We start from the raw sequence: 24,418 nt of genomic DNA on the forward strand, positions 1-24,418 counted from the left end.
CTCGTCCCGCGCGCTGTGCGGCGCATTCGTCACAGGAGGTTCCGTGGTGCGTTGGCCGTTCCCCCGGCAGCCGGCGGGTACGGGTGCTGCCGTGCGTCCGGCCCTGCGCGTCCTGCGGGCCGGCGCCGCCGGAGCGCTCGACGTGCTGCACCCGCTCATCGTGGTCGTACGCGGCCTGGCCCGGCTGACGATGCTGGTGCTGCGCTGGTGGGCCAGGGCCCCCAAGGACCGGCGCGGCCCGGTGTTCTTCCTGGCCGCGGTGGCCGTGATGGTGGTGGCGCTGATGCCGTGGGGTCCGGCCTTCGCCGTGGCGGTCGTCGTCGGTGCGGCCGCCTGGCAGGGACGCGACGGTGCACGGACGGTCGCCGGAGCCGCCCGTGAGGACGCGGAGAACACGCGCCTCCAGGCCGTCTACGACGCGCTGGTGCCGTTCTTCGCCCTGCAGAACGACCCCGACCCGGATCCGCTCTACGCACACGACGGTGCCTGGGAACGGGCCTTCGAGGAGGCCGAGTTCACCGATGAGGGCCGCATCGAACGCCTTCTGGTGCGGTACCCGGCTCACTTCCCCGACGGCGACCCCGCGCACCGGCTGGCCGTGGAGCAGCGGCTGGGCGCCAAGTCCGGACGGGACCGCGAGTACCGCTTCGTTTGGGACGAGGAGCGCAACGAGCTGGAGATGACCGTCCCCGGTCCCCTGCCGCAGGGCATCAGGGCCCAGCGGTTCGTGACGGGCCCCGGCGAGATCGTGCTCGGGTTCACGGACGCCGACGCGGTGCACCGCCGTATCCCGGTGAACGACGGTGAGCGGGCACTCGACGTCCCTCCGGTGCTGTGGCGTACGGGTGCCCGCTCGGCCGAGTCCCATCTGCTGGTCGTGGGTGCGCCGGGCGCGGGTTCGAGCACGCTGCTGCGTTCGGTGGTGCTCCAGGCGCTCCAGCACGGCGATGTTCTCGTGGTGGACGGCAGCGGCTCCGGCGAGTTCGCATGTCTGGCGGGGCGCGACGGAGTGCTGGCCGTGGAGACCTCGGCGACCGGGGCCGTGGCGTCGCTGGAGTGGGTGGTGCACGAGACGGAACGGCGGCTGACGGCGGCGAGCCGCGCACGGCAGGCCGGCCACCCCGTTCCGGAGGACGCGCGGCGGCCGCTGTGGGTGGTCGTCGACCGGCCCGCGGCAGTCAGCCATCTCGCGCGCACGGAGGGGCGGCGCGACCCTCGGGAGCTGCTTCAGGTGCCGCTGCGTCACGGACGCGCGGCGCAGGTGACGGTGGCGGTGGCGGAGCACTTCGAGTGCGCGGACGAGCTGGGCCGCGCGGTGCGCTCGCAGACCAGGGCGCGGGTGCTGCTCGGCGACGCCTCGCCGGAGGAGATGTGGGCCGTGCTCGGCGAGGCCACGGTCCCGCCGCCCGGCACCCACGCCGCGCCGGGGCGTGGCTTCGCGCGGCTCGGCGCGGGGCCGGTGCTCCGGCTTCAGGTGCCTGCGGCGCCCGATCCCCTGGACGACGCGGCGGGTGAGGCCGAACGGCAGGCCGTGCTGGGGCTGTTGCCGCCGCTGACCGCGTCGCAGGCCAGGGCGCTGGGGGCGCAGGCCGGGCAGCCGTCCGACGCGTCGCGTGCGAAGCCGGAGGCGAGGGCTCAGGCCACGTAGGTGCGGGGTACGTCGCCGTCGGCCACCGCGCCCGTACGGACGAGGTCCGCCGCCTTGGCCAGCCGGGCAACGGCCTCGTCGACGACCGGTCCGGCGACGGTGAACAGCAGCCGCACATAGCCCTCGAAGGCCCCGTCGACGCCGAAGCGGGTTCCGGCCGGGACGCGAACCCCGATCCGCTCCCCCGCGTCGGCGATGCGCGAGCCGGACAGGCCGCCGGTCCGTGTCCACAGGGTCAATCCGCCGCGGGGAACGGTGAACTCCCAGTCGGGCAGCCTGTCATGGAGCGCGGCCACGAGCGCGTCGCGATTCTCGCGGGCTCCCGCCCGGCGTGCCGCGACCGCCGCTTCCCAGCCGTCGCCCGTCATCAGCCGTGCCACGGCGAGCTGTTCCAGCACCGGACTGCCCAAGTCGGCGTAGACGCGGGCCGCGACGAGGCTGCGGATCACTTCGGGTGCCGCCCTGACCCAGCCGATGCGCAGCCCTGCCCAGACGGCCTTGCTGACGGAGCCGACGGTGATCACGGCGGAGCCGCCGGGGTCGAACGCGGCCATGGGGCGCGGCAGTTCGACGTCCTCGTCCAGCGTCAGGTCGGTCATGGACTCGTCGGCGACGAGGACCGTACCGGCCGCGCGTGCCGCCGCCACCATCTCCCGCCGCTGGTCGTCCGGGGCGAGTGCGCCCGTGGGGTTGTGATAGTCGGCGATGACGTAGGCCATGCGCGGGGCGCTCTCCCGGAACGCCTGCCGCCAGGCGGGCAGATCCCAGCCGGCCAGGCCGTCGGCCATCGGTACGGGCACGAGACGGGCGCCGGCGTCGCGCAGCAGGTGCAGGACGTTGGCGTACGAGGGGTGCTCGACGGCGACGCGTTCGCTACGCGGGACCAGCAGCCGTGCGAGCGCTGCCACGGCGCCCATCGCACCGGTGGTGACCATGATCTGTTCGGGCATCGTCGGGACGCCGCGGGCGGTGTAGCGCGCCGCCAGGGCCTCGCGCAGGGCGGGCAGCCCTCCGGGGTAGTTCCCGTGGGTGTCCGTGTAGGGCGCGAGGTCCGAGACGGCGCCCTGGAAGGCGTCGGTGAGGTGCGGCTCGGGGGCCAGGAAGGTCGCACAGGCCAGATCGATCACGGATCCCGCGGACTCGGGCGGCAGCGGCTCCAGTCCGCGGGTGGGCAGCGGCTTTCCGGCCGGCACGGCGGTCCAGCTGCCCGAGCCGCGCCGCGAGGCGAGAAATCCCTCGCTGCGCAGCGCCTCGAACGCGGCGGCCACGGTCGTACGGCTGACGCGCAGCGCCGCGGCGAGCTCTCGCTCGGCGGGCAGACGGGCGGCCACGGGGATGCGGCCCTCGAGCACGAGGAGTCGTACACCGTCGGCGAGCGAACGGTAGGCCGGTACACGGTGACCCGCGTCGGCCGCGGTGGCCGCGCGCTGCGACGCCAGGAGTCTGGACAGCTGCGGAGCACCCACGGCTGAGGTCCACTGCACCATGATTGCGGTCCACCTCTCCCTGATTGGCCATGGATGTGGCCTGATTCCTGGGACCAGACTGCCACGCAACCACTGACCGGAGCCAGCGGGCCACCGGCACCGCACCGGAGGGGAAGGAGCTTCCCTTGTCTCGTCCGTCACGCCCGTCGGGTACGGGAGGGCACATCGGCCGGCGCCTGGTCCAGCTCTACGCGGGCCTGCTCCTGTACGGGGGAAGCATCGGGCTGATGGTGGAGTCCGGTCTCGGCCTCCCACCGTGGGACGTGCTGCACCAGGGACTCGCCCGGCACACCGGACTCTCGATCGGCACCGCCTCGGTCGTCGCGGGTGCCGTGGTGCTGCTGCTCTGGGTGCCGATCCGGCAGCGGCCCGGCCTCGGCACCGTCTCCAACGTCGTCCTGGTCGGCATGGCGATGGACGGCACGATCTGGCTCACGCCCACACCTGACGCACTCGCGCTGCGGATTCCGGGGCTGGCCCTCGCTGTGGTGCTCAACGGGGTCGCCACGGGCCTGTACATCTCCGCCCGCTTCGGCCCCGGCCCGCGGGACGGGCTGATGACCGGCCTGCACCGCGTCACGGGCCGCTCGGTCCGCCTCGTACGTACGGGGATCGAGGCGACCGTTCTGGTGTCCGGTCTGCTGCTCGGCGGCACGGCCGGCGTCGGAACCGTCGTGTACGCGCTCGGGATCGGCCCGCTCTCGCAGCTCTTCCTGCGGGTCTTCGCCGTGCCGGCAGCACAGCCGGAATCCGCGGACGGATCGCCAAGCACCGGCACGGGCGCCTCGCACGTGGTGGCGCGCGGCACCGTCGGACGCGACGAGGACGCAGCCGGGGGGCGGCGGCGCGCGTGGTGGCGCGGGGGCGCGATACTGCGGCGGTGATGTCCACCGACCCGAGCCACCTCCCCGCATTCCCCGCCCATCCGGCAGCACTGCGCCGCAAGCCGCGCCATCCCTTCCTCGACCACCCCGGCCCGCTGGCCCTCGCCCACCGCGGCGGCGCGGCGGACGGGCTGGAGAACACGCACAGCGCCTTCGCCCGCGCCGTCGAGTTGGGCTACCGCTACCTCGAGACGGACGTGCACGCCACGGCCGACGGCCGTCTCGTCGCCTTCCACGACGAGACGCTGGACCGGATGACGGACGCGAGCGGCCCGATCAGTGAACTGCCCTGGTCCCAGGTGAGCCGTGCCCGGGTCGGCGGCAGTGAACCGCTGCCGCTGATGCGGGAGTTGCTGCGTGCCTTCCCCGAGGCGCGGTGGAACATCGACGTCAAAGCCGAGTCGGCCCTCCTGCCGCTGCTGGACCTGCTGTCCGAGCAGGACGCCTGGGCTCGTGTGTGCGTCGGCTCCTTCGAGGAGGACCGGGTGGCGCGGGCGCAGGCCATGGCCGGACCGCGGCTGGCCACGTCACTCGGAACGCGCGGCGTGGTGCGGCTGCGGCTGCGTTCTTACGGGCTGGTGCCCGCCCGGGCGGTCCGCAAGAGCGCCGTGTGCGTCCAGGTTCCCGAACACCGGTCAGGGATCCGGGTAGTGGACGCTGCGTTCGTACGGGCCGCACACGCACGCTGGATGCAGGTGCACGTATGGACCGTCAACGAAAGAAACCGGATGCGGGAGTTGCTCGACCTGGGAGTTGACGGCATTGTGACCGATCACATCGAGACACTGCGCGACGTCCTCACCGAGCGGGGTGCGTGGAAGCCGGGACCTGGCCCCCGGTAGAGCGGCTGCGTGACGTGAGCGCCGCCCGCGCACGCACGGGGCGGCGCCGCGTACCGGGGCCGCGTACGGCGCCGGAGACAAGGGGGGCATGGCTGTGACTGCTGTCGTGACCGGTGCCGGGGACGGCACGGCCGAACGCCGCCGTGAACAGCGTGGCTGGTACTTCTACGACTGGGCGAACTCGGTCTTCTCCACCAGCGTCCTGACCGTCTTCCTCGGCCCGTATCTGACGGAGGTCGCCAAGGCGGCCGCGGATGCCGACGGTTACGTGCATCCGCTGGGCCTCCCGGTGCGCGCGGGCTCCTACTTCGCCTACACCGTCTCGCTGTCGGTCCTGCTGTCGGTGCTGGTGATGCCGCTGGCGGGTGCGGTCGCCGACCGCACGGGCCGTAAGAAGCCCATCCTGGGGCTCTTCGCGTATCTGGGCGCGGGCGCGACGGCCGCGATGTTCTTCCTCGAGGGCGACCGCTATGTCCTGGGAGGCGTGCTGCTGGTGGTGGCGAACGTGTCGTTCGCCACCTCGGCCGTCATCTACAACGCCTTCCTCCCACAGATCGCCAAGCCGGAGGAGCGGGACAGGGTCTCCTCCCGCGGCTGGGCCTTCGGCTACGCGGCCGGCTCGGTGATGCTGGTGGGAACCCTGGCGCTCTTCCTCCAGCACGAGGCGCTCGGTGTCTCCGAGGGGTCCGCCGTGCGGATCTGTCTGGCCTCCGCCGGTATGTGGTGGGCGATATTCACGGTGGTGCCGCTGCTGCGGCTGCGGGAGCGGCCGGGTGCGGTGGCGGGCTCGCGCGTCTCGCTGCTCAGCGGCTGGCGGCAGCTCGCCCACACCTTCCGCGAACTGCGGCACTACCGGCTGACGATGGCCTTCCTGCTGGCGTACCTCGTCTACAACGACGGGGTGCAGACCGTCATCACCCAGGCGTCGGTCTTCGGCTCGGAGGAGCTGGGCGTGGATCAGACGACGCTCATCGTCGCGGTCCTGCTCGTGCAGGTGCTCGCGGTGGCGGGGGCGCTGCTGATGGGCAGGCTGGCGGTCCGCTACGGGGCGAAGCGCACGGTTCTCGGCTCGCTCGTGGCGTGGACGGTGATCGTCGGTGCGGGATACTTCCTGCCTGCCGGGGCGCCGGTCTTCTTCTTCGCCCTGGCGTCGGGCATCGGCCTGGTCATGGGCGGGAGCCAGGCCCTCTCCCGGTCGCTGTACTCGCAGCTGGTGCCCGCGGGCAAGGAGGCGGAATTCTTCTCTCTGTACGAAGTCAGCGATCGCGGAACCAGCTGGCTCGGACCGCTCGTCTTCGGGCTCGCCTACCAACTGACGGAGAGCTATCGTGCGGCGATCATCTCGCTGGTGGTCTTCTTCGTCCTCGGTTTCGTTCTGCTGCTGCGGGTACCGGTGGGACGGGCGGCGGTGGCCGCGGGCAACCCCCTACCCGACCGGATTTAGAACTTGGGGCAGCGGCGCGGTAGTGTACGCCCTCGGCTCGCCGGATGGACCGTTACTGCACGCCAAAGAGATGCGAACGCTGGGTGACATCTCCTGTCAGTTGTGACAAACCGGTCGTTGGTGGGTACACGAAGGGCGGCACGACGGGCGACGCATCTCCCGATTCGGGAATCTTCACCGCCGACCGGACGTTGAGCAGATGACGACGACAGCGACACCTGTCCTGTGGGCGACAAGCCCGGGAGGCACGAATTCATGAGTGAGCGAGCTCTTCGCGGCACGCGACTCGTGGTGACCAGCTACGAGACCGACCGCGGTATCGACCTGGCACCGCGCCAGGCCGTGGAGTACGCATGTGAGAGCGGGCATCGATTCGAGATGCCGTTCTCTGTGGAGGCCGAGATCCCGCCGGAGTGGGAGTGCAAGGTGTGCGGCGCACAGGCACTCCTGGTGGATGGCGAGGGCCCGGAAGAGAAGAAGGGCAAGCCCGCGCGTACGCACTGGGACATGCTCATGGAGCGACGCACCCGCGAGGAGCTGGAGGAGGTCCTCGCGGAGCGGCTGGCCGTTCTCAGGTCCGGCACGATGAACCTCGCGGTGCACCCGCGCGACGGCAACAACAAGCGCAAGTCCGCGTAAGGCACCGCGGAACGCTCCACGGTCCACGCAAGCAGAGCGCGGCCCGATGACCTCAACAGGTCATCGGGCCGCGCTCTGCTGTTTACGGGCGTCCTTTCTTCACTGCAGGTTCCTGCCTGGCGCTGGCGGTGGTCAGCCGGAGCCACGCGGCCTCACCCGGGACGTTCAGCGGGAGGGCGGCTCATCGTCTCGGATGACCTCGCCCTCCACGACCTTGCCGTCGGGCTTGTGCATGCGCATCTGCTCCTCCGCCCTGCGGGCCTGCTGGTAGGCGTCGCCGATGGTGCCGGGCGCGAACCCGGAACGCCGCTCCAGATACCTCTGCGTGGTGCGCCTCATCAGGCCGGCCGTGGGCGGGAAGATGCACAGCAGCCCTGCCACGTCCGAGACGACACCCGGCACCATGATGAGCAGTCCGCCGAGCATCGTCAGCGCGTTGCCACCGCGTGAACTCTCCGGGCTCTCCGGCGGGGCCTGCCCCGTCTGAGCGGCCTGCTGAGCCTGCTGGACGGTCTCCGCGAGCCGACGCCAGGCGCGGCGTCCGGCGCGCTTGATGACGAAGACGCCGAGCAGGAATCCGGCGACCAGCAGGCCCAGGACGGCAAGGCCGCCCGCGGCCTCACCGATCATGATCAGCAGCCAGATCTCCAGGATCGCCCACGCCGCCACCGCCAGCGGCAGAAACCTGCGGACGCGTGAGGGGCGAGGGCCGCCCCGGCCCTGCCGCCCGCTCGTGGAACGGCCTGCGCCCTGCTCGTCGTCAGGCGGCTCGAAGGGGTACGGTGCGCGACTCGTCATGGTTCAAGTGTGCCTGCGGTCGAGCACCCGCTTCACGCGGCCCTCGACACCCCATGCGGTCACCCGCCACAGGGCCTCGACCATGATGTCGCGGCTCATCTTCGAATTGCCCCGCACCCGCTCGATGAAGGTGATCGGCACCTCGACCACGTGATATCCGGCGCTCACCGCCCGGTTCGCGAGATCGACCTGGAAGCAGTAGCCCTGTGAGGCCACCTCGTCCATGCCCAGTCCCTTGAGGGTCTCGCTGCGGAAGGCGCGGAAGCCGCCGGTGATGTCGCGCAGCGGCAGTCCGAGCATCACACGCGAGTAGACGCTGCCGCCCCGGGAGATGAGGCGGCGCGAGCGCGGCCAGTTGACGACCCGTCCGCCCGGCACCCATCGCGAACCGAGCACCAGGTCGGCACCCTTGAGGGCCGTCAGCAGGCGGGGCAGTTCTTCCGGTTGGTGTGAGCCGTCGGCGTCCATCTCCACCAGCACGCCGTAGCCGTGGTCGATGCCCCAGCGGAAACCCGCGAGGTAGGCGGCGCCCAGGCCCTGCTTGCCGGGGCGGTGCAGGACGTGGATCTGTTCGTCGTGCGCGGCGAGATCGTCCGCGATCTTGCCGGTGCCGTCCGGGCTGTTGTCGTCGGCGACCAGGATGTGCGCGTCGGGCACGGCCTCACGTACGCGTGCGGTGACGGATTCGATGTTGCCGGCCTCGTTGTAGGTCGGGATGATCACCAGAACCGTGCCCAGCGGGCCGTACTGCCGCGCCTGTCCGCCGTCCGTCACCGCTGCTGCCCCTCTTGCTTCCGCTGTGCATCGGTCTGCTGCACCTGCCCCGCCCGCTGCGCCCGCCGGTGGTCGGTCCGGCCGCGCCGGCCTGTGAACCAGGCCGCGGCGCAGGCGAGAACGCCCACCATAGCGATCACCCACTCCGGGGCGGCGCCGACGCGGTCGGCGATCGTGATGTCGTCACGAAGGGGAAGCGTGGCGCTGAGCACGTCGCGCTCGAATTCCTGTGTGCGCTGCTTGATCGTGCCGTCGGGACCGACGACGGAACTGATGCCGCTGGTGGCCGCCGTGACGACCGCCCGGCCGTGCTCGACCGCCCGCAGCTTGGACATCACCAGCTGCTGCTCGGGCTGACCCGTCCTGCCGTACGTGGCGTTGTTCGTCTGGACGACGAGGGCACGGGCTCCGTCGTTGACGGTCGCGCGGGGGATCTCGTCGTAGGCGACCTCGAAGCAGATCACGTCGCCGAGCCGCGCGGGACCCGTCTGCAGGACGCCGGTGTGGTCGCCGGGCCAGAAGTCGCGGGGGATCTGCTGGAGGCGCGTGATGACCTTGCTGAGTTCGTCGCGGAAGGGCACGTACTCGCCGAAGGGCACGGGGTGCTGCTTGGTGTACGAGGCTCCCGGCCCCTTCTTCGGGTCCCACACGATGCCCTGGTTCTCGACGTACCCCTGGGTGCCGGGATGATCGACGAGAGCCCCCACCAGGATGGGGACGCCTACTGCCTTGGCCGCCTGGTCGATGCGCTCGCGTGCCTCGGGCCAGCGGTACGGGTCGAGGTCGGAGGAATTCTCCGGCCAGATGACCAGGTCGGGCCGCTCGGCCTTGCCCGCCTTGATCTTTCGTGCGAGGTCGAGGGTGGCGTCGACGTGGTTGTTGAGGATCTTCATGGGGCGGCCGAGGAAGTTCATTCCGGGCTGCTCCACATTGCCCTGCACGACGGCGATGTCTGCCGTGTCGTCCGCGGCGGTGGGGACGGGCACGGCGTAGCCGGCGGCGGTGACGGCCGCCGCCAGGGCCAGGGAGGAGAGCAGCGGCGTCAGGGGCCGGCGGACGGCGGTGCGCGCCGGGGCGGGAGCACTCCCGGCCTCCTGCCTCCCGCGCTCCTCCAGCTGCTCCTGGCCCGCGGCCCTCATGGCGCGGAGGTGCCAGAGCGCGAGGGCCGCGGCGGCGAGCGCCGTACCCGTAAGTGCAGCGGCGAAGGTGACCAGCGGCGCGCCGCCGAGCGCGGCGAGCGGTGTGTAGGGCGAACCGGTGTTGGCGAAGGCGAGCCGTCCCCAGGGGAAGCCGCCGAAGGGGGCACGGTCGCGGGTCCACTCCTCGGCGACCCACAGGCACGCACCCCACAGCGGCCACAGCGGCAGGCGGGAGGTGGCGGCGAGTGCGGCACCGAGCGCGGCGACGAACATCGACTCGATGAAGGCGAGCCCGAGGACCGCGTCCCATCCGATCACGTGGAGCCACTGGAGCAGCAGGACGAAGAACGGCCACCCAAAGGCAAACCCCGTCCAGGCGCCCTGGCGGAGGGTGCGGCCGCGGGTGAGCAGGCTGAGTGCGGCGACCGTCAGCAGCGACAGCGGCCACAGGTCGTAGGGCGGGAAGGCCAGAGCGAGAGCGAGACCGGAGACGGCCGCCGCCACCGTGCGGAGAGCCTCGCGCCTGACGAGGGCACGGAACCGTCGCAGCCTGCCGCCGCCGCGCGCTGCCGCTGCCGGGCCCTCGCCGTCGGCCGCCGTCTCCGCGGTGGGGGGCGGTGGCTGCGTCGCTACGGAGTCCCGCTCTGTGCCTGCGGCTGCCTCGCCGCCCTGCGCGTCCTGTGGGCGCGGCGACTCCTCCGCATCGTTCGCCCGGTCGGCGGACTGACCGCCGGCGGCGGATTCGGCGGTGGTGTCGGAACCCGATGGCAAGAGTGCGCCCTTCCTGCAGGTCGTGCGGTGGTGAAAGCGACCGTATAACGGCGATGCGCCTCTGCGGGGCCGGGGCCGGGAATGCCACAGCGGACCAGGGGCGTGCGGCAGCCTGCGGCACGCCCCAGACGTGCCACCGCACTCCGACTCGGACGGAGACATGGGAAGGACGTCGAGGTCCCGAGGCCGAAGGCCCTGAGGGGGTGATCCCGGCAGAGCGGGAGACAGGAACGGAATCGGGTGACAGTGGCTCGGTCCCGTGGATCACGGGCCAAGGAGCAATGTGTCTGCGGGTCGGGGCCCGGTGCCCTTCGGGCCGACCTGGGACCCGCTGGCTGCGAGTCGACCGAGAGCCGTTGTCTACTGAGCATCCGGGCCCCACCCGGGTCACACCCGCCGGCCAGCCTCGACCTTCAACCCCGTGCCGCTGGCGCTGGACCTGGCTCCCAGTGGTGGTGTCCCGGTGCGGTACACCACCCCCTGGCCCAGCGGCGTTCGACGACTGCGCGGGGAATCGCTGGCCGGACGTCCTGTGGTGGACCTGGCCGAACCTACCCGTCGCCGGGCAGCGCCTGTCAACAGCGACGCTACCTGCGGCGTTTCGCCGAATCAGCAGGTCAGTAAGGCGCAAGGAACGCGGGCGTCACAGTCTGAGGGGCCGTCGGCGACCCGTAACGGACACTCATACATCACTCGTTCGGCCGCTCATGGACGGTCCGTCCCCTTACCACCGTCCGCAGACAGACGGGCAGTTGGCCACCGGGAGTCAGATCGGGCAGCCCGGGGGTCCCGGAGCGGGGGTCGGTCGACCAGTTGGCGACGCGCAAGTCGGGCGCTTGCACGACCAGTTCACCTGTGCGCCAGAGCGCGTAGTCGGCGGGGGCGCCGGGGACGAGCACCCCCGCGTCGTCGGAGCCCACGGCGCGTCGGCCGCCTCGGGTGTGGGCGGTGAAGCCGCCACGCACGGAGATGCGGTGTTCCGGCGTGCGGTGGAAGGCCGCGGCACGGATGGCGGCCCATGGGCCCATCGGCGTCACGGGGCTGTCGGATCCGAAGGCCAGGGGAACGCCGGCGCGTTGCAGTGCCGCGTACGGGTTGAGACCGGCGGCGCGCTCCTGGCCGAGCCGCGCGGCGTACATGCCGTCCATGCCGCCCCAGGCCGCGTCGAATGCGGGCTGCACGGAGGCGGTGAGGGCGAACTCGGCGAAGGCGGCGATGGTTTCCTCGCTGAGCATCTCGGCGTGCTCCACGCGGTGCCGTGCGGCGCGCACCCGGTCCGTGCCGACGCGTTCGGCTGCGGCCCGTACGCCGTCGGTCACCGCCGCCACCGCGGCGTCTCCGATGGCGTGGAAGCCCGCCTGCAGGCCGGTCTCGGTGCAGGCGGCGACGTGGGCGGCGACGCCGGCGGCGTCGAGGTAGCCGTTGCCGGTGTGAGGCGCGTCGGCGTAGGGCTCACTCAGGTGTGCGGTGCGGGAGCCGAGCGAACCGTCCACAAAGAGGTCGCCCGCGGCGCCGACGGCGCCGAGAGCGCGGATGCGGGCCGCGTCCGCCTCGGACGTGACGGGTTCCGCCCAGTAGCCGTGTACGCGGGGTCCGTCCCCCTGCGCGGCGAGGGAGAGCAGCGCGGTGAAGTCGTCCTCGCTGGAGATGGCCGGGCCCGCGCACTCGTGGAGGTCGCTGATGCCCAGGGAGGCGGCGTGGGCCAGTGCCGCCCGCTGGGCCTCGGCGCGTCGGGCGGGTGTGAGGGTGGAGTGTGCCCGTTCGCGTACGGCGTGGTGGGCGTCGCGCGTGAGCGGCTCGTCGCCGGCGAACCCGGCCAACTCCGCGATGCCGGGGACGAGTTCGAGGGCGGATGTCGTGACGAGCGCCGAGTGGACGTCCGTACGGGAGAGGTACAGGGGCCGCCCGCCGGTGGCGTCGTCCAGCTCCGCACGGCTGGGGTGACGCGCCTCGGGCCAGTGCGTTGTGTCCCAGCCATGGCCGAGGAGCACCGTGTCGGCGGGGCGCGACGCGGCGTAGTCGCGGATGCGGTCCAGGGCGTCGCGGAGCGTGACCACGCCGGTCAGGTCGAGACCCGTCAGGGCAAGGCCCGTGGCGGTGGTGTGCACATGTGCGTCTGTGAAGGTGGGGGTGACGAGTGCTCCGTCGAGTTGGACCACTTCGTCGACCCCGTCGGCAAAGGAATCGGCGGCTCCCTCGGAGCCGATCCAGGCGATGCTGCCGCCCTGCGTGACCATCGCTGTGGCGAAGGGATCCGCGGGGCTGTGCACCTCCCCGCCACGCAGCAGGACGGTGCGGGTCTCGTGCCCGTGGGCGGTGCGCTCACTCATGGCGACAAGTCTCCCGCCACGCCGCGAGTGGGCTCCGGGCGGGTCAGATCGACGGGGGGCGCGCCTCGTACGGGGTGGAGAGAACGACCGTCGTACGGGTGGAGACGCCGGAGAGGGTGCGGATGCGGGCGAGGAGGTGCTCGAGCGCGATGGGCGTGCCGACGCGGACCTTGAGGATGTAGTTCTCGTCGCCGGCGACGCTGTGGCACGCCTCGATCTCCGGTACCTCAGCGAGGCGTTCGGAGATGTCGTCGGGTGCGCTCGGGTCGAAGGGCTTGACCGAGATGAAGGCCGTGAGCGGCAGGCCGACGGCCTCCGGGTCCACGAGAGCCGCGTATCCGCGGATGACCCCGCGCTGTTCGAGCCGCCGCACGCGCTGGTGCACGGCCGAGGTGGACAGGCCCGTCGCCTTGCCCAGATCGGTGTAACTCATCCGCCCGTCCTTGACGAGCAGCTCGACGATTTGGCGATCCACTTCCTCCACAGCAGGTCAACCTACGCTGCCGGGCGCACTCCGGCACACCGGGCGCAGGGAGGAGCGCACATCAGAGGCCTGCGTGTGACCAAGACCACACCGGTGCTCCCGTGTCCCCCCGCGTGCGGCGATTATGCGAATGACGCCACGGGAAGTGCTTGCTGAGGCCGGGGCACGATGCCCGGCAGGTCCACCAGAGGGGGATTTGCATGCGCACTGAGAAGCGGGTCCGCACTTCCGAGGAGGCCGCCACGGCGGTACAGGAGGACGCGGCCGCCGAGAGGGCGTACGAAGAGGACAGCTTCGACATCTTCCGGGTGACCTGCCCGGACTGCGGCCAGCCGATCGCGCTTCTCGCTGAGGAGGAAAGGCTCCCCGAGCACGCGCTGTGCGCCTCGCCGTGGAATCCGTTCGGGCTGACGGTCTGCCAGGGGTCCGGCCGTGCCGCGTCGGAGGCGGCGTCACGCGACGGTGAAGCGGTGCACGAGCACGGGCTGACGGCGCTGCTGACGCTCCCGCAAGGGCTGGACTGGCGGATGCAGCCGTTCTCGCACGCGAGCGGCCCGCGCACGCCGTCGCTGCTCGGCGAGGCGTAGCCCGCACAGGGGGCGCGGGGGCTCCGCCCGCGGATCATTGGTTCGTCGCCCGGCAGGTGGATACGGCGCTTTCGGTGGGCACTCGTCCCGTCTCTGAAGGCACCGCATCCACTCGAGCGAGGCCCCCATGACACAGACACAGAGCAGGCCCGGGACGAAGCCCGCGCGGGAGTCCGCGGACCGGGCGAAAGTACGGGCTCTGCTGGAGACACACGGCCGTACCTACGCCGATCAGGCAGGCATCAAGCTGCGTGACACCCCGTCGCCGCTGTACCGGCTGCTGGTGCTCTCGCTGCTGCTCTCCGCCCGTATCCGCGCGGACACCGCCGTCGCCGCGGCGCGCGCGCTGTCGGACGCCGGCATGACCGACGCGAAGCGGATGGCCGATGCGACGTGGCAGCAACGGGTCGACGCCCTCGGCGTGGGCCACTACAGGCGCTACGACGAGCGCACCGCCACACAGCTCGGAGACGGTGCGGAGCTGCTGCTGCGCGAGTACAAGGGCGACATCCGGCGCATGCGGGAGCAGGGACGGATCAAGGAAGGGCTGCGCGAGGTGCCCGGGATCGGGCCGACGGGCGTCGACATCTTCCTGCGGGAGGCCCAGGAGGTGTGGCCGGAGACCGGCCCGTACATCGACGGGAAGGCGCGGCAGGGCGCGGAGCGGCTGGGGCTGCCCACCTCGTCCTCGCGGCTGGCCGGGCTGGTCGCCGAGCGTGACCGTGCGCGATTCGCGGCGGCGCTGGTGCGTGCGGCGCTCGACAAGAAGGTGGTCGAGGACGTGCGGGCAGCGGTGTAGCGCTGCCGCCCCCGCGCGGACGCGGGGGCGCCGTGCTCCTCCGGACGGACCGGCGCGACGCGCCGGCCGGCGTCAGCGGCCGCTCTCCGGGCCGGCGAGCTGACGGGCGATCACCATGCGCTGGATCTGGTTGGTGCCCTCGACGATCTGCAGGACCTTGGCCTCTCGCATGTAGCGCTCGACGGGGAAGTCGGCGGTGTAGCCGTATCCGCCGAGGAGCTGGACGGCGTCGGTGGTCACCCGCATCGCGGCGTCGGTGCAGAACAGCTTCGCCATGGCGGCCTCCTTCCCGAAGGGGGCCCCCGCGTCACGCAGCCGGGCGGCGCTCAGGTACAGGGCACGTCCGGCTTCGATCTGCGTCGCCATGTCGGCGATCATGAAGCGCAGGCCCTGGAAGTCGGCGATGGGCCGGCCGAACTGTTCGCGTCCGAGAACGTACGCGAGTGCCTCGTCCATCGCGGCCTGTGCGACGCCGACGGCGCACGCGGCGATGCCCAGCCGGCCGGACTCCAGGGCGGAGAGCGCTACCGTCAGGCCCTGGCCCTCGTCGCCGATGCGGCGGGCGTCGCTGACGCGTACGCCGTCGAAGTGGACCTGTGCGGTCGGCGATCCGCTCATCCCCATCTTGCGCTCGGGCGCAGCGGCGCTCAGGCCCTCGGCGTCGCCGGGCAGGAGGAACGCCGTGATGCCGCGCGGGCCTTCCGCGCCCGTGCGCGCCAGCACGGTGTAGAAGTCGGCGACTCCCCCGTGGGTGATCCACGCCTTGGTGCCCTCCAGGACCCACTCGTCGCCGTCCCTCGTGGCGCGGGTGCGCAGGGAGGCGGCGTCGGAGCCGGAGGAGGGCTCGGAGAGGCAGTACGCGCCCAGGGTGCCGCCGCCGAGCATGGCGGGGAGGTGGTCCGCGCGCTGCTGCTTGGTGCCGAAGACGGCGAGCGCGTGGCAGGAGAGGGTGTGAACGCTGGTGCCGAGGCCGACTGTCAGGCGCGCCGCCGCCAGTTCCTCGAGCACCTGGAGGTAGACCTCGTAGGGCTGGCCGCCGCCGCCGAATTCCTCCGAGTACGGGAGCCCGAGCAGCCCCGATTCGGACAGCAGGGTGAAGAGCTCGCGCGGGAAGCGGCCAGCGGCCTCTTCGTCGCTCGCGTCGGGGCGGATCTCCCGCTGGACCAGTTCGCGTACGAGGGCCAGCAGGTCGCGGGCTTCCTGCGTGGGCACTTGACGCTGGACCGGCTGCGGTCCGTATTGAGGCATCACGACGCTCTCCTCCTGTTCGGGGGCTGCGGCGGCGGACCGGGGTGTGGTGGCGCCGCCGTACCAGGGCCGCGACCGGAGGCCGGGACCTGTGCGAGGCCGCTTCGCCCTCGTCGCCGCGCCGGGTTACGACGGCGGCTGACCAGGGGTTGCGGCGAAAAAAGTATGCCCGATCGGAGGCATCGCGTCACCGGCGGCAGGAACGGGTGCGGCACTGCGCGGAGAAAGGGCCGGAAATCAGATTGGTTCAAACCATTGACGCACTGGTCTAGTCCTTCTAGATTCCCGCGGTAACTTCCCCCGCACTCGTGGCGGTCAGTCACCCCCACCTCGCACCGAGGGGTCTTCAGGAGCACCTCCCCACAACTCCCTTGAGGAGAGCCATGACCGGACCGTTCGTACGACGACGCAGACCTGTCCCACCCGCTCCCCGGCGCCGCCTTCTCGCCCTCGCCGCCGCGGGATGCGCGGCCGTGCTCGCCCTCACGCTCCCGGGCACAGGCGCGGCCGCGGCCCCCTCGGCCGGTGAGCGGGCGGTCGCCGCACACCCCGCGCAGGACCGGCAACAGGCCGACGGAAAACTGGTGGGCTACTTCGCCAACTGGGACGTCTACCAGCGCAATTACCACGTCAAGAACATCGACACCTCTGGCTCCGCCGCCGAACTCACGCACATCAACTACGCGTTCGGCAATGTGCAGGGCGGAAAGTGCACCGTCGGAGACGGATTCGCCGACTACGAGAAGTCGTACACCGCCGATCAGAGCGTCGACGGAAAGGCCGACAGCTGGGATCAGCCGCTGCGCGGCAACTTCAACCAGCTGCTCGAACTCAAGCAGAAACACCCGGGGTTGAAGGTGCTGTGGTCCTTCGGCGGCTGGACCTGGTCCGGCGGCTTCGGCGAGGCGGCGAAGAACCCCGCGGCGTTCGCGGACTCCTGTCACAAGCTCCTCAACGACGAGCGCTGGGCAGGGCTCTTCGACGGAATCGACATCGACTGGGAGTACCCCAACGCGTGCGGTCTGACGTGCGACGCGAGCGGCCGGGGCGCCTTCACCGAGGTGATGAAGGCGCTGCGCGCGAAGTTCGGCGGCGAGAAGCTGGTGACGGCGGCGATCACCGCCGACGCGTCGGCCGGCGGCAAGCTGGAGGCGGCGGACTACGCGGGTGCCGCGCAGTACGTCGACTGGTATCTGCCCATGACCTACGACTACTTCGGCGCCTGGGACGCTCAGGGGCCGACCGCGCCGCACTCCCCGCTCACCGGCTACGACGGCATCCCCAAGGACGGTTTCAACACCGCGGCCACCGTCACGAAGCTGAAGAGCATGGGCGTGCCCGCGAGCAAACTCCTGCTGGGCCTCGGCTTCTACGGGCGCGGCTGGAACGGGGTGAGTCAGTCGGAGCCCGGCGGCACCGCGACGGGACCGGCGCCCGGAACCTACGAACAGGGCATCGAGGACTACAAGGTCCTCAAGAGCCGCTGCCCGTCCACCGGCACGGTCGCGGGCACGGCGTACGCGCACTGCGGCAGCCAGTGGTGGAGCTACGACACCCCGGCGACCATCGGGAGCAAGAGCGACTGGGGCACTCAGCAGGGCCTCGGCGGCTCCTTCGTCTGGGAACTCAGCGGTGACACACCTGACGGCGAGCTGATCAAGGCGATCCGTTAGACCCGGCAGCCCCCCGGGACCGTCACCGTCTCGCGCCCCGTGGATCTCCTCGCGGGGCGCGAGGCGTTGTCAGTGCCCGGTGGAAGACTCCCCCGTGTGACGGGTGACCTGGGCACGGCGGTGCGATGGGCACTGGCCGAGAGCGAGGACGGGCGTGCTCAGGTCTGCCCGCTGGACGAGAAGGGGAAGCCGGCGGGGCCCGTCAGCACCGAGAAGTCCTGCGTCTCGGCGGTGCGTTCACGGCCCGGCGTGGGGCGGTGGGTGTGGCGGTCGAGCGCCGTCGTCCATCCGCGGCTGGCCGAGGCGGGCGTGCACGTGGAGCGGTGCTACGACGTGGAGGCGGCGGAGGCCCTGCTGCTGGCGTACGAGGGGCGGCACGGTGCCCCGCGCTCACTGGCGGCGGCATGGGCCCGGCTGCACGGCCTGCCCGTACCGCAGGACCCTCCGGCCGCCTCGCGGGGCGCGGAGGAGGAACCGTCGCTGTTCGACGCGGGGCCCACGCCGCTGCCGGACGGCGTCGAGCCGATGACGGCGCTGCTGGAGGTCTACGCCGCGCAGCTGGAACGCACACGGGCGGCCGAACACCCGGAGCGGATGCGGCTGTTGCTGGCCGGTGAGTCGGCGGGGACGCTCGTCGCGGTGGAGATGGGGCGTGCGGGGGTGCCCTGGCGGGCGGACGTCCACCGTGAGCTGCTGGAGGAGCTGCTCGGTGAGCGGTACGGGGGCGGCGGTCTTCCGCGGCGGCTGGCCGAGCTGGAGGAGGAGATCTCCGCGGCGTTCGGCCCGGGGATGCGGGTGCGTCCCGATCTGCCGGCTGACGTTCTGCGGGCCTTCGCGCAGGCGGGCGTGAAGCTGTCCTCGACGAGGGCGTGGGAACTGCGCGATGTCGATCACCCGGCGGTCGAACCGCTGCTGGCGTACAAGAAGCTCTACCGGCTGTGGACCGCGCACGGCTGGTCGTGGCTGCGTTCCTGGGTTCGGGAGGGCCGCTTCCGCGCCGAGTACGTGCCGGGCGGCGCCGCGTCGGGGCGCTGGACGACGAACGGCGGTGGCGCGCTGCAGATCCCGAAGGTGGTGCGGCGCGCGGTCGTCGCCGATCCGGGCTGGAGGCTGGTCGTGGCCGACGCCGCGCAGATGGAGCCGCGGGTGCTCGCGGCGGTCTCACGGGATCCCGGGCTGATGGCGGTCGCCGGCAGCGACGAGGACCTGTACACGGGGCTGTCGCAAAGGGCATTCGGCGGGGACCGTGCGCAGGCCAAACTCGCGCTGCTCGGCGCGGTGTACGGGCAGACCAGCGGCGACGGGCTGCGCAACATGGCGGCGCTGCGCCGGCGCTTCCCCCACGCGGTCGCCTACGTCGACGATGCGGCGAAGGCCGGGGAGGAGGGGCGGCTGGTGCGTACGCATCTGGGCCGCACCTGCCCGCCCGCCGGGTCCCCGGCCGGGGATGAGGAGAGCACCGGGCCGGAGGCGGAGAGAGCCTGGGAAGGCGGCGGGGAGATGCCGCCCGCCCCGTCGGCGGGGTACGGGGCGAGTTCGGGCGCGGCACGTGCGCGCGGGCGCTTCACGAGGAACTTCGTGGTGCAGGGCAGCGCGGCCGACTGGGCGGTGCTGATGCTGGCCGCGCTCCGCCAGACGCTGGCCGGTTCGCCGGCCGAGCTGGTCTTCTTCCAGCACGACGAGGTGATCGTGCACTGCCCCGAGGAGCAGGCGGAGCAGGTCGCCGAGGCGATCACTGAGGCGGGAGAGCGGGCCGGCCGGGCGGCGTTCGGCGACACTCCGGTGCGGTTCGCCTTCAGCACTGCCGTCGTGGAGTGTTACGCGGACGCCAAGTAGGTACGGCGGTCTCCGCGGCAAACCGTGCCGCACGCGAGCCGTGGCCCTGCGGATCACTCCCCCAGCGCGGAGCGCAGCCGGGCCGCGACTGCCTCGGCCTCGTCCTCGCCGGCGTAGCGGCTGCGGGGCCAGAAGAAGCCGCGCAGCCCGTCCTTGGGGTTGCGGGGCACGACGTGCATGTGGAAGTGCGGCACGGACTGGCTGATCCGGTTGTTCGCGGCGACGAAGGAGCCGGCCGCCTCCATGCCGGACTCCACCGCGGCGGTGATGCGCTGTACCCGCTCAAAGAAGGGGCCCACCGTCTCCGCGGGCAGGCCCGTCAGCGTCTCGTGATGTTCGCGAGGCACGACGAGGGTGTGGCCGGGGAAGAGCGGCCGCGCGTCGAGGAAGGCCACCACGCGCTCGTCCTCGAAGACGCGGTGGCCCTCACGCCGGTCGGCGACGATGTCGCAGAAGATGCAGTCCACTCCCCCAGTCAACAGCCTCCCGTCGGCCGCAGGAACCAGCCGCGGGCGGAGGAGCGGCGAGGGGGGCGGACGGGAAGCCCGGCCGGAGGGAGCCGGAGCCCGGCTCAGACGCCCATGTCGCAGCAGCCCTCCCGGCGCAGCTGGCGGCTCACACGACGCCAGTCGGCCGCCGGGCCTGCAGCCTCGGGGCCGCTCGCCGTCTCCACGTCCCGCTCGGGGAAGGCGTCGGTCAGCTCGGAGGCTCGGAAGAGACGGCCGCCGCGCAGCACCGAATCCGTCCGTACGAGATCGGCGAAGTCGGTGAAGGGGTCGCCGTCGACGAGGGTGAGGTCGGCGAGCTTGCCCTCCTCCACCGTGCCGAGGTCGTCCTCGGCGCCGAAGACCCGCGCGGGCAGCACCGTCGCCGTGCGCAGGGCCGCCGCCGGTGACAGGCCACCGCGGTGCAGAGCCCGCAGAGCGAGATGCAGGTGGAGGCCGACCGGCACGAGCGGCTGGTCGGTGCCGAGCGCGACGAGGCCGCCGCCGTCGAGGATCCGCCGGTAGATCGCCGTCTCGCGTGCCAGCGTTGCCAGTTGGGCGTCCGTGGGCGGTGTGCCGGCGAGCTCCTCGACTGCTCCGGTGTCCCAGGGCGGCATCAGACGGGTCACCCTCGGGTCGTCCGCGAGGGACGGGTCGGCGCCCAGCAGCGGCGCCGCGGTGAACGGGGTGGCGATGAGGTGGAAGCGGGCGCCGCGCGCGGTGTAGATCTCCTCGACGTCCTGGTGCGCGTGACCCGTGGCGGTTGTCGCGTGCCCGAACTCCAGGCGCTGCGTGGCCTGCAGATGGGTGGTCAGGTCACCGCCGAGCTGTATGCCGGGGGTGCACAGATGGCTTCCGGCGCGCACGCCGAGCCTCTCGTGCGCGAACCGCGCCGCCTCGGCCATGATCCAGCCGGGCGCCCGCACATACGTCTTGACGAAGTCCCAGTCGAGGCCTTCGGCGCGCTCCAGTGAGCGCCGCAGCCCGTCCCTGGTGCGGTGTGCGCGGCCCATGCTGTAGGCGACGCGTGGACCGTCGAGGAGTTCGCCGGTGGCCAGCAGCCGCGGCCCTGCGAGAGTTCCGGCGGCGACGGCTTCGCGGATGCGGGCCTGCTCGTAGGCGAAGCCGCCGAGGGATACGGCGGTGGTGATGCCGTAGGCGAGTTGTGCGGCGGTCTGCCGTGCGCCGTAGGTGCTCTGCCAGGGGTGTGTGTGGGAGTCCCACAGGCCCGGCACGACGGTCATCCGTTCCGCGTCGATGTGACGGGCGGCGGCACGCCTTCCACGGTGCGGGAGCACCGCCCGGATGCGGCCGTCACGCACCACGATGTCGGCGTCCTCGCGGACGCTCTCGTCGGTGCCGTCCCAGAGCCTTCCGGCCCGTACGACGGTGTCGCGGGCGCGCGGCGGCCGGTGGTGCAGCCGGACGGGCACGGTGCGCACGTCGCCGCCGCGGACGTCGAGCCGGCGCAGCCTGCCCGCCGACAGATACAGCAGCGTGCCCGAATCGGCCGACCAGGAGGGGTGGTCGGCGCTCTCGTCGGTCAGGCGGCGCGGCTCGCCACGGGGGGTGCCGTCGGCCCGTACGGGCAGCAGCCACAGCGCCGATTCGCTGATGACGGCGAGGTGCGCGCCGTCGGGCGACCAGACAGGGCCGCTGTCGTAGCGGTCGGACAGCGAGGTGTGCGGGGCGAGGGCGTGGAGCCGGTCGTCCCCGCTGTGCGCGTCGACGACGCGGATGACGTTGTAGCCCTCGCGGAAGCGCTGGTTGAGACGGTTGCGGTCGCACAGCGCAAGGTACCGGCCGTCGGGCGACCAGCTGGGCCGGCCGGGCAGGCCGGCGGCGCCGAGGGGTTCGGCAAGTACGCGTTCACTCCCGCCGTCCAGGTTCTTCAGGACGAGGTTGCCCGTCATGTCGAGGCAGGCGAGGCGGGAGCCGTCGGGTGACAGCACCGGGAAGACGCGGCCGCCGTCCGCGAGCACGGTCTCCTTGCCCGTGCGCAGATCGTGCCTGCGGGCGGCGAGGAGGCCGTCGCCGTCGTCGGAGTAGACAAGGCCGTGCCCGTCCGGGGTCCAGGTAGGGGCGAGCGGGTACCGGGTCGGGCTGCCCTTGACGACCTCACGGGCCCGCCCGCCGCCCGAAGTCGGCGCGACCCACAACGAGTTGAGGGCGGCGAAGGCGACGCGGCGGCCGTCGGGCGAGAGGGCGGGAAGGTGCAGGGCGCGTACAGGTCCCCCGCCGGCCTCGAAGCCGTAGTCCTTGACCTGGTACTTGGGGCGTTCGACGGGCAACGAGGCCGAGAGGGGGATGTGTTCGGCGTCCTTCGGAGCCGCGGTCCGCACGATGCTGAAGCGTCCGTCGATGGTGAGCAGCAGTTCATCGGCGGAGATCCAGCGCGGCGGCACGGGCAGCAACTGGCCGTCCACGTCGAGGACTTCACCGTCCACGAGCAGCGTGCAGGAGGCGGCGGGCGAGGGCGTGGTGCGCAGATGCGCGAGCCTGCCGGCGGGCGAGACGGCGGGGGTCATCACATCGGCCTCGGCGCTCTCGGTGTACTCCGTGCGCACCGCTCCCTCGCCGTCGGCCCGCACCGACGCGATGGTGCGGCTGCGCAGCACCGGCCCGTTCTCCCCCTGGGCGGGGACGCCGCGCACGAACAGCACGCGCTCGCCGTCCGGTGACCACGCGGGGTCGAAGTCCTCCCATGCGCCGTCCTGTTGGGGTCCGTCCTGGCCGGGAAGGCCCGTCAGCCGGGTGAGTGCACCGGTGCGGACATCCAGGATCCAGATGCGGTACGGGCTGCCGGTGACGGTGTCGCCACCGCGTTCGGAGGAGAAGGCGATGCGCGTTCCGTCGGGGGACCATGCCGGGCCGCGGTCGTCCCAGGGGCCGTCGGTGCGCTGCCGCAGTCCGGAGCCGTCGGGACGCATCGTCCACAGGTGGAATCCGCCGCCTTTGAAGGCGCAGACGGCCAGTTGCTTGCCGTCCGGTGAGAACTCGGGGCGGGTGGGCTCGAGTTCGGGGTCCGTGAGCGGCACGGCGCGTCCGCCCTCGCGAGGCACGGACCACAGGATGTTCTGGACCTCCGCGACGAGATGGTCGCCGCCGGGCGCGAGGGTGGCCGCGCCGTTGGTTGCGGCGGTGAAGGAGAGCGTGATGCGTGAAGGGGAGCCGGAGAGCGCGGCGGCCGGTGCCGCGACCGCTGAGCCCGGCGACCCCACGACGTTGCCGGCGGCCGCCGCGCCCACCGCGGCCGTGGCGAGGAAGCGGCGGCGCGAGAGCCGGGCGGCCCGGGAGAGCGGGCTGAGCCGGTGCACCGCCCCTTCGGCAGGCTGCGGTCCGTCCGTTGCGGTGGTCGCGGCCTCGTCGACGGGTTCTGTGGCAGTCATCGGCCCTCCCGGGCACCGGTCCGGCGTGGGATCACCGCGGGCGGAAGTGATCGTGCGCGTCCCCCGGCGCGGCAGATCACCGATGGTGTCCAGGACGGCAGCACTGGTCAACACCGCGTACACACAGGGCGGTTGAGCCGTGAGGCTTTCAGCCGTAGGGCGGCGGGACGCTCATGCCGACGGCGTGTCCGTCTCGCCCCGCGGCAGGTCCAGCAGGGCGCAGAGTTTCCGCGCGGCGGGGCTGGCCGCGTCCCCCGTGGGCCGGGCGAGCGAGACCTCCCACACCGGCTGCGGTCCCTCCGTCAGCGGCACGGCGCACAAGCCCGCGGCCTGTGGTTTGCGTGCGAAGTGCCCCGGGACGACGGCCACTCCGAGGCCTTGCTCGACCAGTTCGATGAGGCTGTGCACATCGTTGACCTCCAGCGCGACCTGCCGTTCCACGCCGGCCGCGGCGAAGGTACGGTCCGTCAGCTGCCGCACACCCCAGTCGGGCTGGAAGTCCACCAGCGCCTCGCCCTTCAGCTCCGCCCAGCGCGCGGCGTCTCCCCCGGCGAGCGCGTGCCCCGGGTGGCAGAGCACTACGAGCGGCTCCCCGGTCAGCGGAGTGAGGTGCACGCCCTGCGGGGGCGGGCCGCACAGGGCCACGAAGGCGAGGTCCAGCCGCCCCGCGCCGACGTCCTCGGCGAGCCGGCGCGAACCGGCCTGCCGCAGCCGGATCTCCACCTGCGGGTGCTCCGCACGGAACCGGGCCAGCAGCCGCGGCACGTGCACGCCCGCGATGCACTGTTCGGTGCCGACGGACAGGGTGCCGCGCAGGAGTCCCTGGGCGGCGGCGACGGCCTCCTTGGCGGCGCGGACACTCGCCAGCGTCCGGGTGGCCTCGTCCAGGAGTGCCCTGCCGGGGCCGGTCAGCTCGACGCTGCGGGTGGTCCGTACGAACAACTTGGCGCCCAGCTCCCGCTCCAGCGCGCGAACGGACGCCGACAGCCCGGACTGGGAGACCACGAGCCGCTCGGCGGCGCGGGTGAAGTGCCGCTCCTCGGCGACGGTGACGAAGTACTCGAGATGCCGTAGTTCCACGATTGAGAAGAGTAGCTGCTGAATCCGTTCACTTTCTTCTATTGGACGCGTCGCCCGGGGCGGGCGAGGCTGGAGAGGTCC

General features: G+C 72.3%; 19 protein-coding genes. 9 read left to right on the plus strand and 10 right to left on the minus strand.

The features are described from left to right. Positions 1 to 43 precede the first annotated feature (43 nt). On the plus strand, positions 44 to 1,648 hold the full coding sequence (locus tag G4Z16_RS00130; RefSeq protein ID WP_197348559.1) for an FtsK/SpoIIIE domain-containing protein: 1,605 nt from the start codon (positions 44 to 46) through the stop codon (positions 1,646 to 1,648). On the opposite strand, the gene yczR is transcribed toward G4Z16_RS00130, so the two are convergent. Next, positions 1,636 to 3,135: a MocR-like transcription factor YczR gene (yczR, locus tag G4Z16_RS00135; protein ID WP_028434434.1), complete on the minus strand. Its 1,500-nt coding sequence runs from the start codon at positions 3,133 to 3,135 to the stop codon at positions 1,636 to 1,638. The genes G4Z16_RS00130 and yczR overlap by 13 nt on opposite strands. Before the next feature lie 125 nt (positions 3,136 to 3,260). Between yczR and yczE the strand changes: the two genes are divergently transcribed. The 4 genes from yczE to G4Z16_RS00155 all read left to right on the plus strand — a co-directional run bounded on the left by yczE (position 3,261) and on the right by G4Z16_RS00155 (position 6,944). Then, on the plus strand, positions 3,261 to 4,019 hold the full coding sequence (gene yczE / locus G4Z16_RS00140; protein ID WP_246530579.1) for a membrane protein YczE: 759 nt from the start codon (positions 3,261 to 3,263) through the stop codon (positions 4,017 to 4,019). Next, positions 4,019 to 4,861, plus strand: coding sequence for a glycerophosphodiester phosphodiesterase family protein (locus G4Z16_RS00145; RefSeq protein ID WP_197348560.1), 843 nt, complete (start codon positions 4,019 to 4,021; stop codon positions 4,859 to 4,861). Before yczE ends, G4Z16_RS00145 begins: the two co-directional genes overlap by 1 nt. 88 nt (positions 4,862 to 4,949) lie before the next feature. Continuing rightward, positions 4,950 to 6,305, plus strand: coding sequence for an MFS transporter (locus G4Z16_RS00150; RefSeq protein ID WP_197348561.1), 1,356 nt, complete (start codon positions 4,950 to 4,952; stop codon positions 6,303 to 6,305). A 255-nt stretch (positions 6,306 to 6,560) separates the two neighbouring features. Continuing rightward, on the plus strand, positions 6,561 to 6,944 hold the full coding sequence (locus tag G4Z16_RS00155; protein WP_028434437.1) for an RNA polymerase-binding protein RbpA: 384 nt from the start codon (positions 6,561 to 6,563) through the stop codon (positions 6,942 to 6,944). A gap of 165 nt (positions 6,945 to 7,109) precedes the next feature. Here the strand turns inward: G4Z16_RS00155 and fxsA are convergent, their stop codons facing one another. The 5 genes from fxsA to G4Z16_RS00180 all read right to left on the minus strand — a co-directional run bounded on the left by fxsA (position 7,110) and on the right by G4Z16_RS00180 (position 13,240). Then, entirely contained in the window at positions 7,110 to 7,742 is a 633-nt protein-coding gene (fxsA, locus tag G4Z16_RS00160; RefSeq protein WP_197348562.1) for an FxsA family membrane protein, read from the minus strand. A gap of 3 nt (positions 7,743 to 7,745) precedes the next feature. Beyond that, entirely contained in the window at positions 7,746 to 8,516 is a 771-nt protein-coding gene (locus G4Z16_RS00165; protein ID WP_028434439.1) for a polyprenol monophosphomannose synthase, read from the minus strand. Next, on the minus strand, positions 8,513 to 10,426 hold the full coding sequence (gene lnt / locus G4Z16_RS00170) for an apolipoprotein N-acyltransferase (protein WP_425508035.1): 1,914 nt from the start codon (positions 10,424 to 10,426) through the stop codon (positions 8,513 to 8,515). Before lnt ends, G4Z16_RS00165 begins: the two co-directional genes overlap by 4 nt. 689 nt (positions 10,427 to 11,115) lie before the next feature. Then, complete coding sequence (locus G4Z16_RS00175) at positions 11,116 to 12,756, minus strand: amidohydrolase (RefSeq protein ID WP_197348564.1); 1,641 nt, start codon at positions 12,754 to 12,756, stop codon at positions 11,116 to 11,118. Positions 12,757 to 12,799: 43 nt separating this feature from the next. After that, positions 12,800 to 13,240 (minus strand): Lrp/AsnC family transcriptional regulator, encoded by a 441-nt coding sequence (locus tag G4Z16_RS00180; protein WP_028434441.1) that lies wholly within the window; start codon positions 13,238 to 13,240, stop codon positions 12,800 to 12,802. A 200-nt stretch (positions 13,241 to 13,440) separates the two neighbouring features. On the opposite strand from G4Z16_RS00180, the gene G4Z16_RS00185 reads away from it, so the two are divergent. Then, positions 13,441 to 13,827, plus strand: coding sequence for a hypothetical protein (locus G4Z16_RS00185; protein WP_197348565.1), 387 nt, complete (start codon positions 13,441 to 13,443; stop codon positions 13,825 to 13,827). A gap of 127 nt (positions 13,828 to 13,954) precedes the next feature. Then, the gene (locus G4Z16_RS00190; RefSeq protein ID WP_246530580.1) at positions 13,955 to 14,626 is read left to right on the plus strand and encodes an endonuclease; all 672 of its coding nucleotides are present in this window, start codon (positions 13,955 to 13,957) and stop codon (positions 14,624 to 14,626) included. Between the two features lie 72 nt (positions 14,627 to 14,698). Here G4Z16_RS00190 and G4Z16_RS00195 read toward each other — a convergent pair whose 3' ends face one another. Beyond that, positions 14,699 to 15,874 (minus strand): acyl-CoA dehydrogenase family protein, encoded by a 1,176-nt coding sequence (locus tag G4Z16_RS00195; protein WP_197348566.1) that lies wholly within the window; start codon positions 15,872 to 15,874, stop codon positions 14,699 to 14,701. 383 nt (positions 15,875 to 16,257) lie between these two features. Between G4Z16_RS00195 and G4Z16_RS00200 the strand changes: the two genes are divergently transcribed. Further along, on the plus strand, positions 16,258 to 17,547 hold the full coding sequence (locus G4Z16_RS00200; protein WP_197348567.1) for a glycoside hydrolase family 18 protein: 1,290 nt from the start codon (positions 16,258 to 16,260) through the stop codon (positions 17,545 to 17,547). A 96-nt stretch (positions 17,548 to 17,643) separates the two neighbouring features. Continuing rightward, entirely contained in the window at positions 17,644 to 19,383 is a 1,740-nt protein-coding gene (locus G4Z16_RS00205; RefSeq protein WP_246530581.1) for a bifunctional 3'-5' exonuclease/DNA polymerase, read from the plus strand. A gap of 53 nt (positions 19,384 to 19,436) precedes the next feature. Here the strand turns inward: G4Z16_RS00205 and G4Z16_RS00210 are convergent, their stop codons facing one another. The 3 genes from G4Z16_RS00210 to G4Z16_RS00220 all read right to left on the minus strand — a co-directional run bounded on the left by G4Z16_RS00210 (position 19,437) and on the right by G4Z16_RS00220 (position 24,337). Then, positions 19,437 to 19,850, minus strand: coding sequence for an HIT family protein (locus G4Z16_RS00210; protein ID WP_197348568.1), 414 nt, complete (start codon positions 19,848 to 19,850; stop codon positions 19,437 to 19,439). A gap of 104 nt (positions 19,851 to 19,954) precedes the next feature. Further along, positions 19,955 to 23,257: an amidohydrolase family protein gene (locus G4Z16_RS00215; protein ID WP_197348569.1), complete on the minus strand. Its 3,303-nt coding sequence runs from the start codon at positions 23,255 to 23,257 to the stop codon at positions 19,955 to 19,957. Positions 23,258 to 23,428: 171 nt separating this feature from the next. Beyond that, the gene (locus tag G4Z16_RS00220) at positions 23,429 to 24,337 is read right to left on the minus strand and encodes a LysR family transcriptional regulator (protein WP_197348570.1); all 909 of its coding nucleotides are present in this window, start codon (positions 24,335 to 24,337) and stop codon (positions 23,429 to 23,431) included. Between the last annotated feature and the right edge of the window lie 81 nt (positions 24,338 to 24,418).

The sequence above is a fragment of the Streptomyces bathyalis genome (genome assembly GCF_015910445.1).
Classification (GTDB): Bacteria; Actinomycetota; Actinomycetes; order Streptomycetales; family Streptomycetaceae; genus Streptomyces; species Streptomyces bathyalis.

Coding starts and splice junctions, on each gene's coding strand:
- yczR (WP_028434434.1), bottom strand. CDS start 3,135: ATGGTGCAGTGGACCTCAGCCGTGGGTGCTCCGCAGCTGTCCAGACTC.
- G4Z16_RS00145 (WP_197348560.1), top strand. CDS start 4,019: ATGTCCACCGACCCGAGCCACCTCCCCGCATTCCCCGCCCATCCGGCA.
- G4Z16_RS00150 (WP_197348561.1), top strand. CDS start 4,950: ATGGCTGTGACTGCTGTCGTGACCGGTGCCGGGGACGGCACGGCCGAA.
- G4Z16_RS00155 (WP_028434437.1), top strand. CDS start 6,561: ATGAGTGAGCGAGCTCTTCGCGGCACGCGACTCGTGGTGACCAGCTAC.
- fxsA (WP_197348562.1), bottom strand. CDS start 7,742: ATGACGAGTCGCGCACCGTACCCCTTCGAGCCGCCTGACGACGAGCAG.
- G4Z16_RS00175 (WP_197348564.1), bottom strand. CDS start 12,756: ATGAGTGAGCGCACCGCCCACGGGCACGAGACCCGCACCGTCCTGCTG.
- G4Z16_RS00185 (WP_197348565.1), top strand. CDS start 13,441: ATGCGCACTGAGAAGCGGGTCCGCACTTCCGAGGAGGCCGCCACGGCG.
- G4Z16_RS00190 (WP_246530580.1), top strand. CDS start 13,955: ATGACACAGACACAGAGCAGGCCCGGGACGAAGCCCGCGCGGGAGTCC.
- G4Z16_RS00195 (WP_197348566.1), bottom strand. CDS start 15,874: ATGCCTCAATACGGACCGCAGCCGGTCCAGCGTCAAGTGCCCACGCAG.
- G4Z16_RS00200 (WP_197348567.1), top strand. CDS start 16,258: ATGACCGGACCGTTCGTACGACGACGCAGACCTGTCCCACCCGCTCCC.
- G4Z16_RS00215 (WP_197348569.1), bottom strand. CDS start 23,257: ATGACTGCCACAGAACCCGTCGACGAGGCCGCGACCACCGCAACGGAC.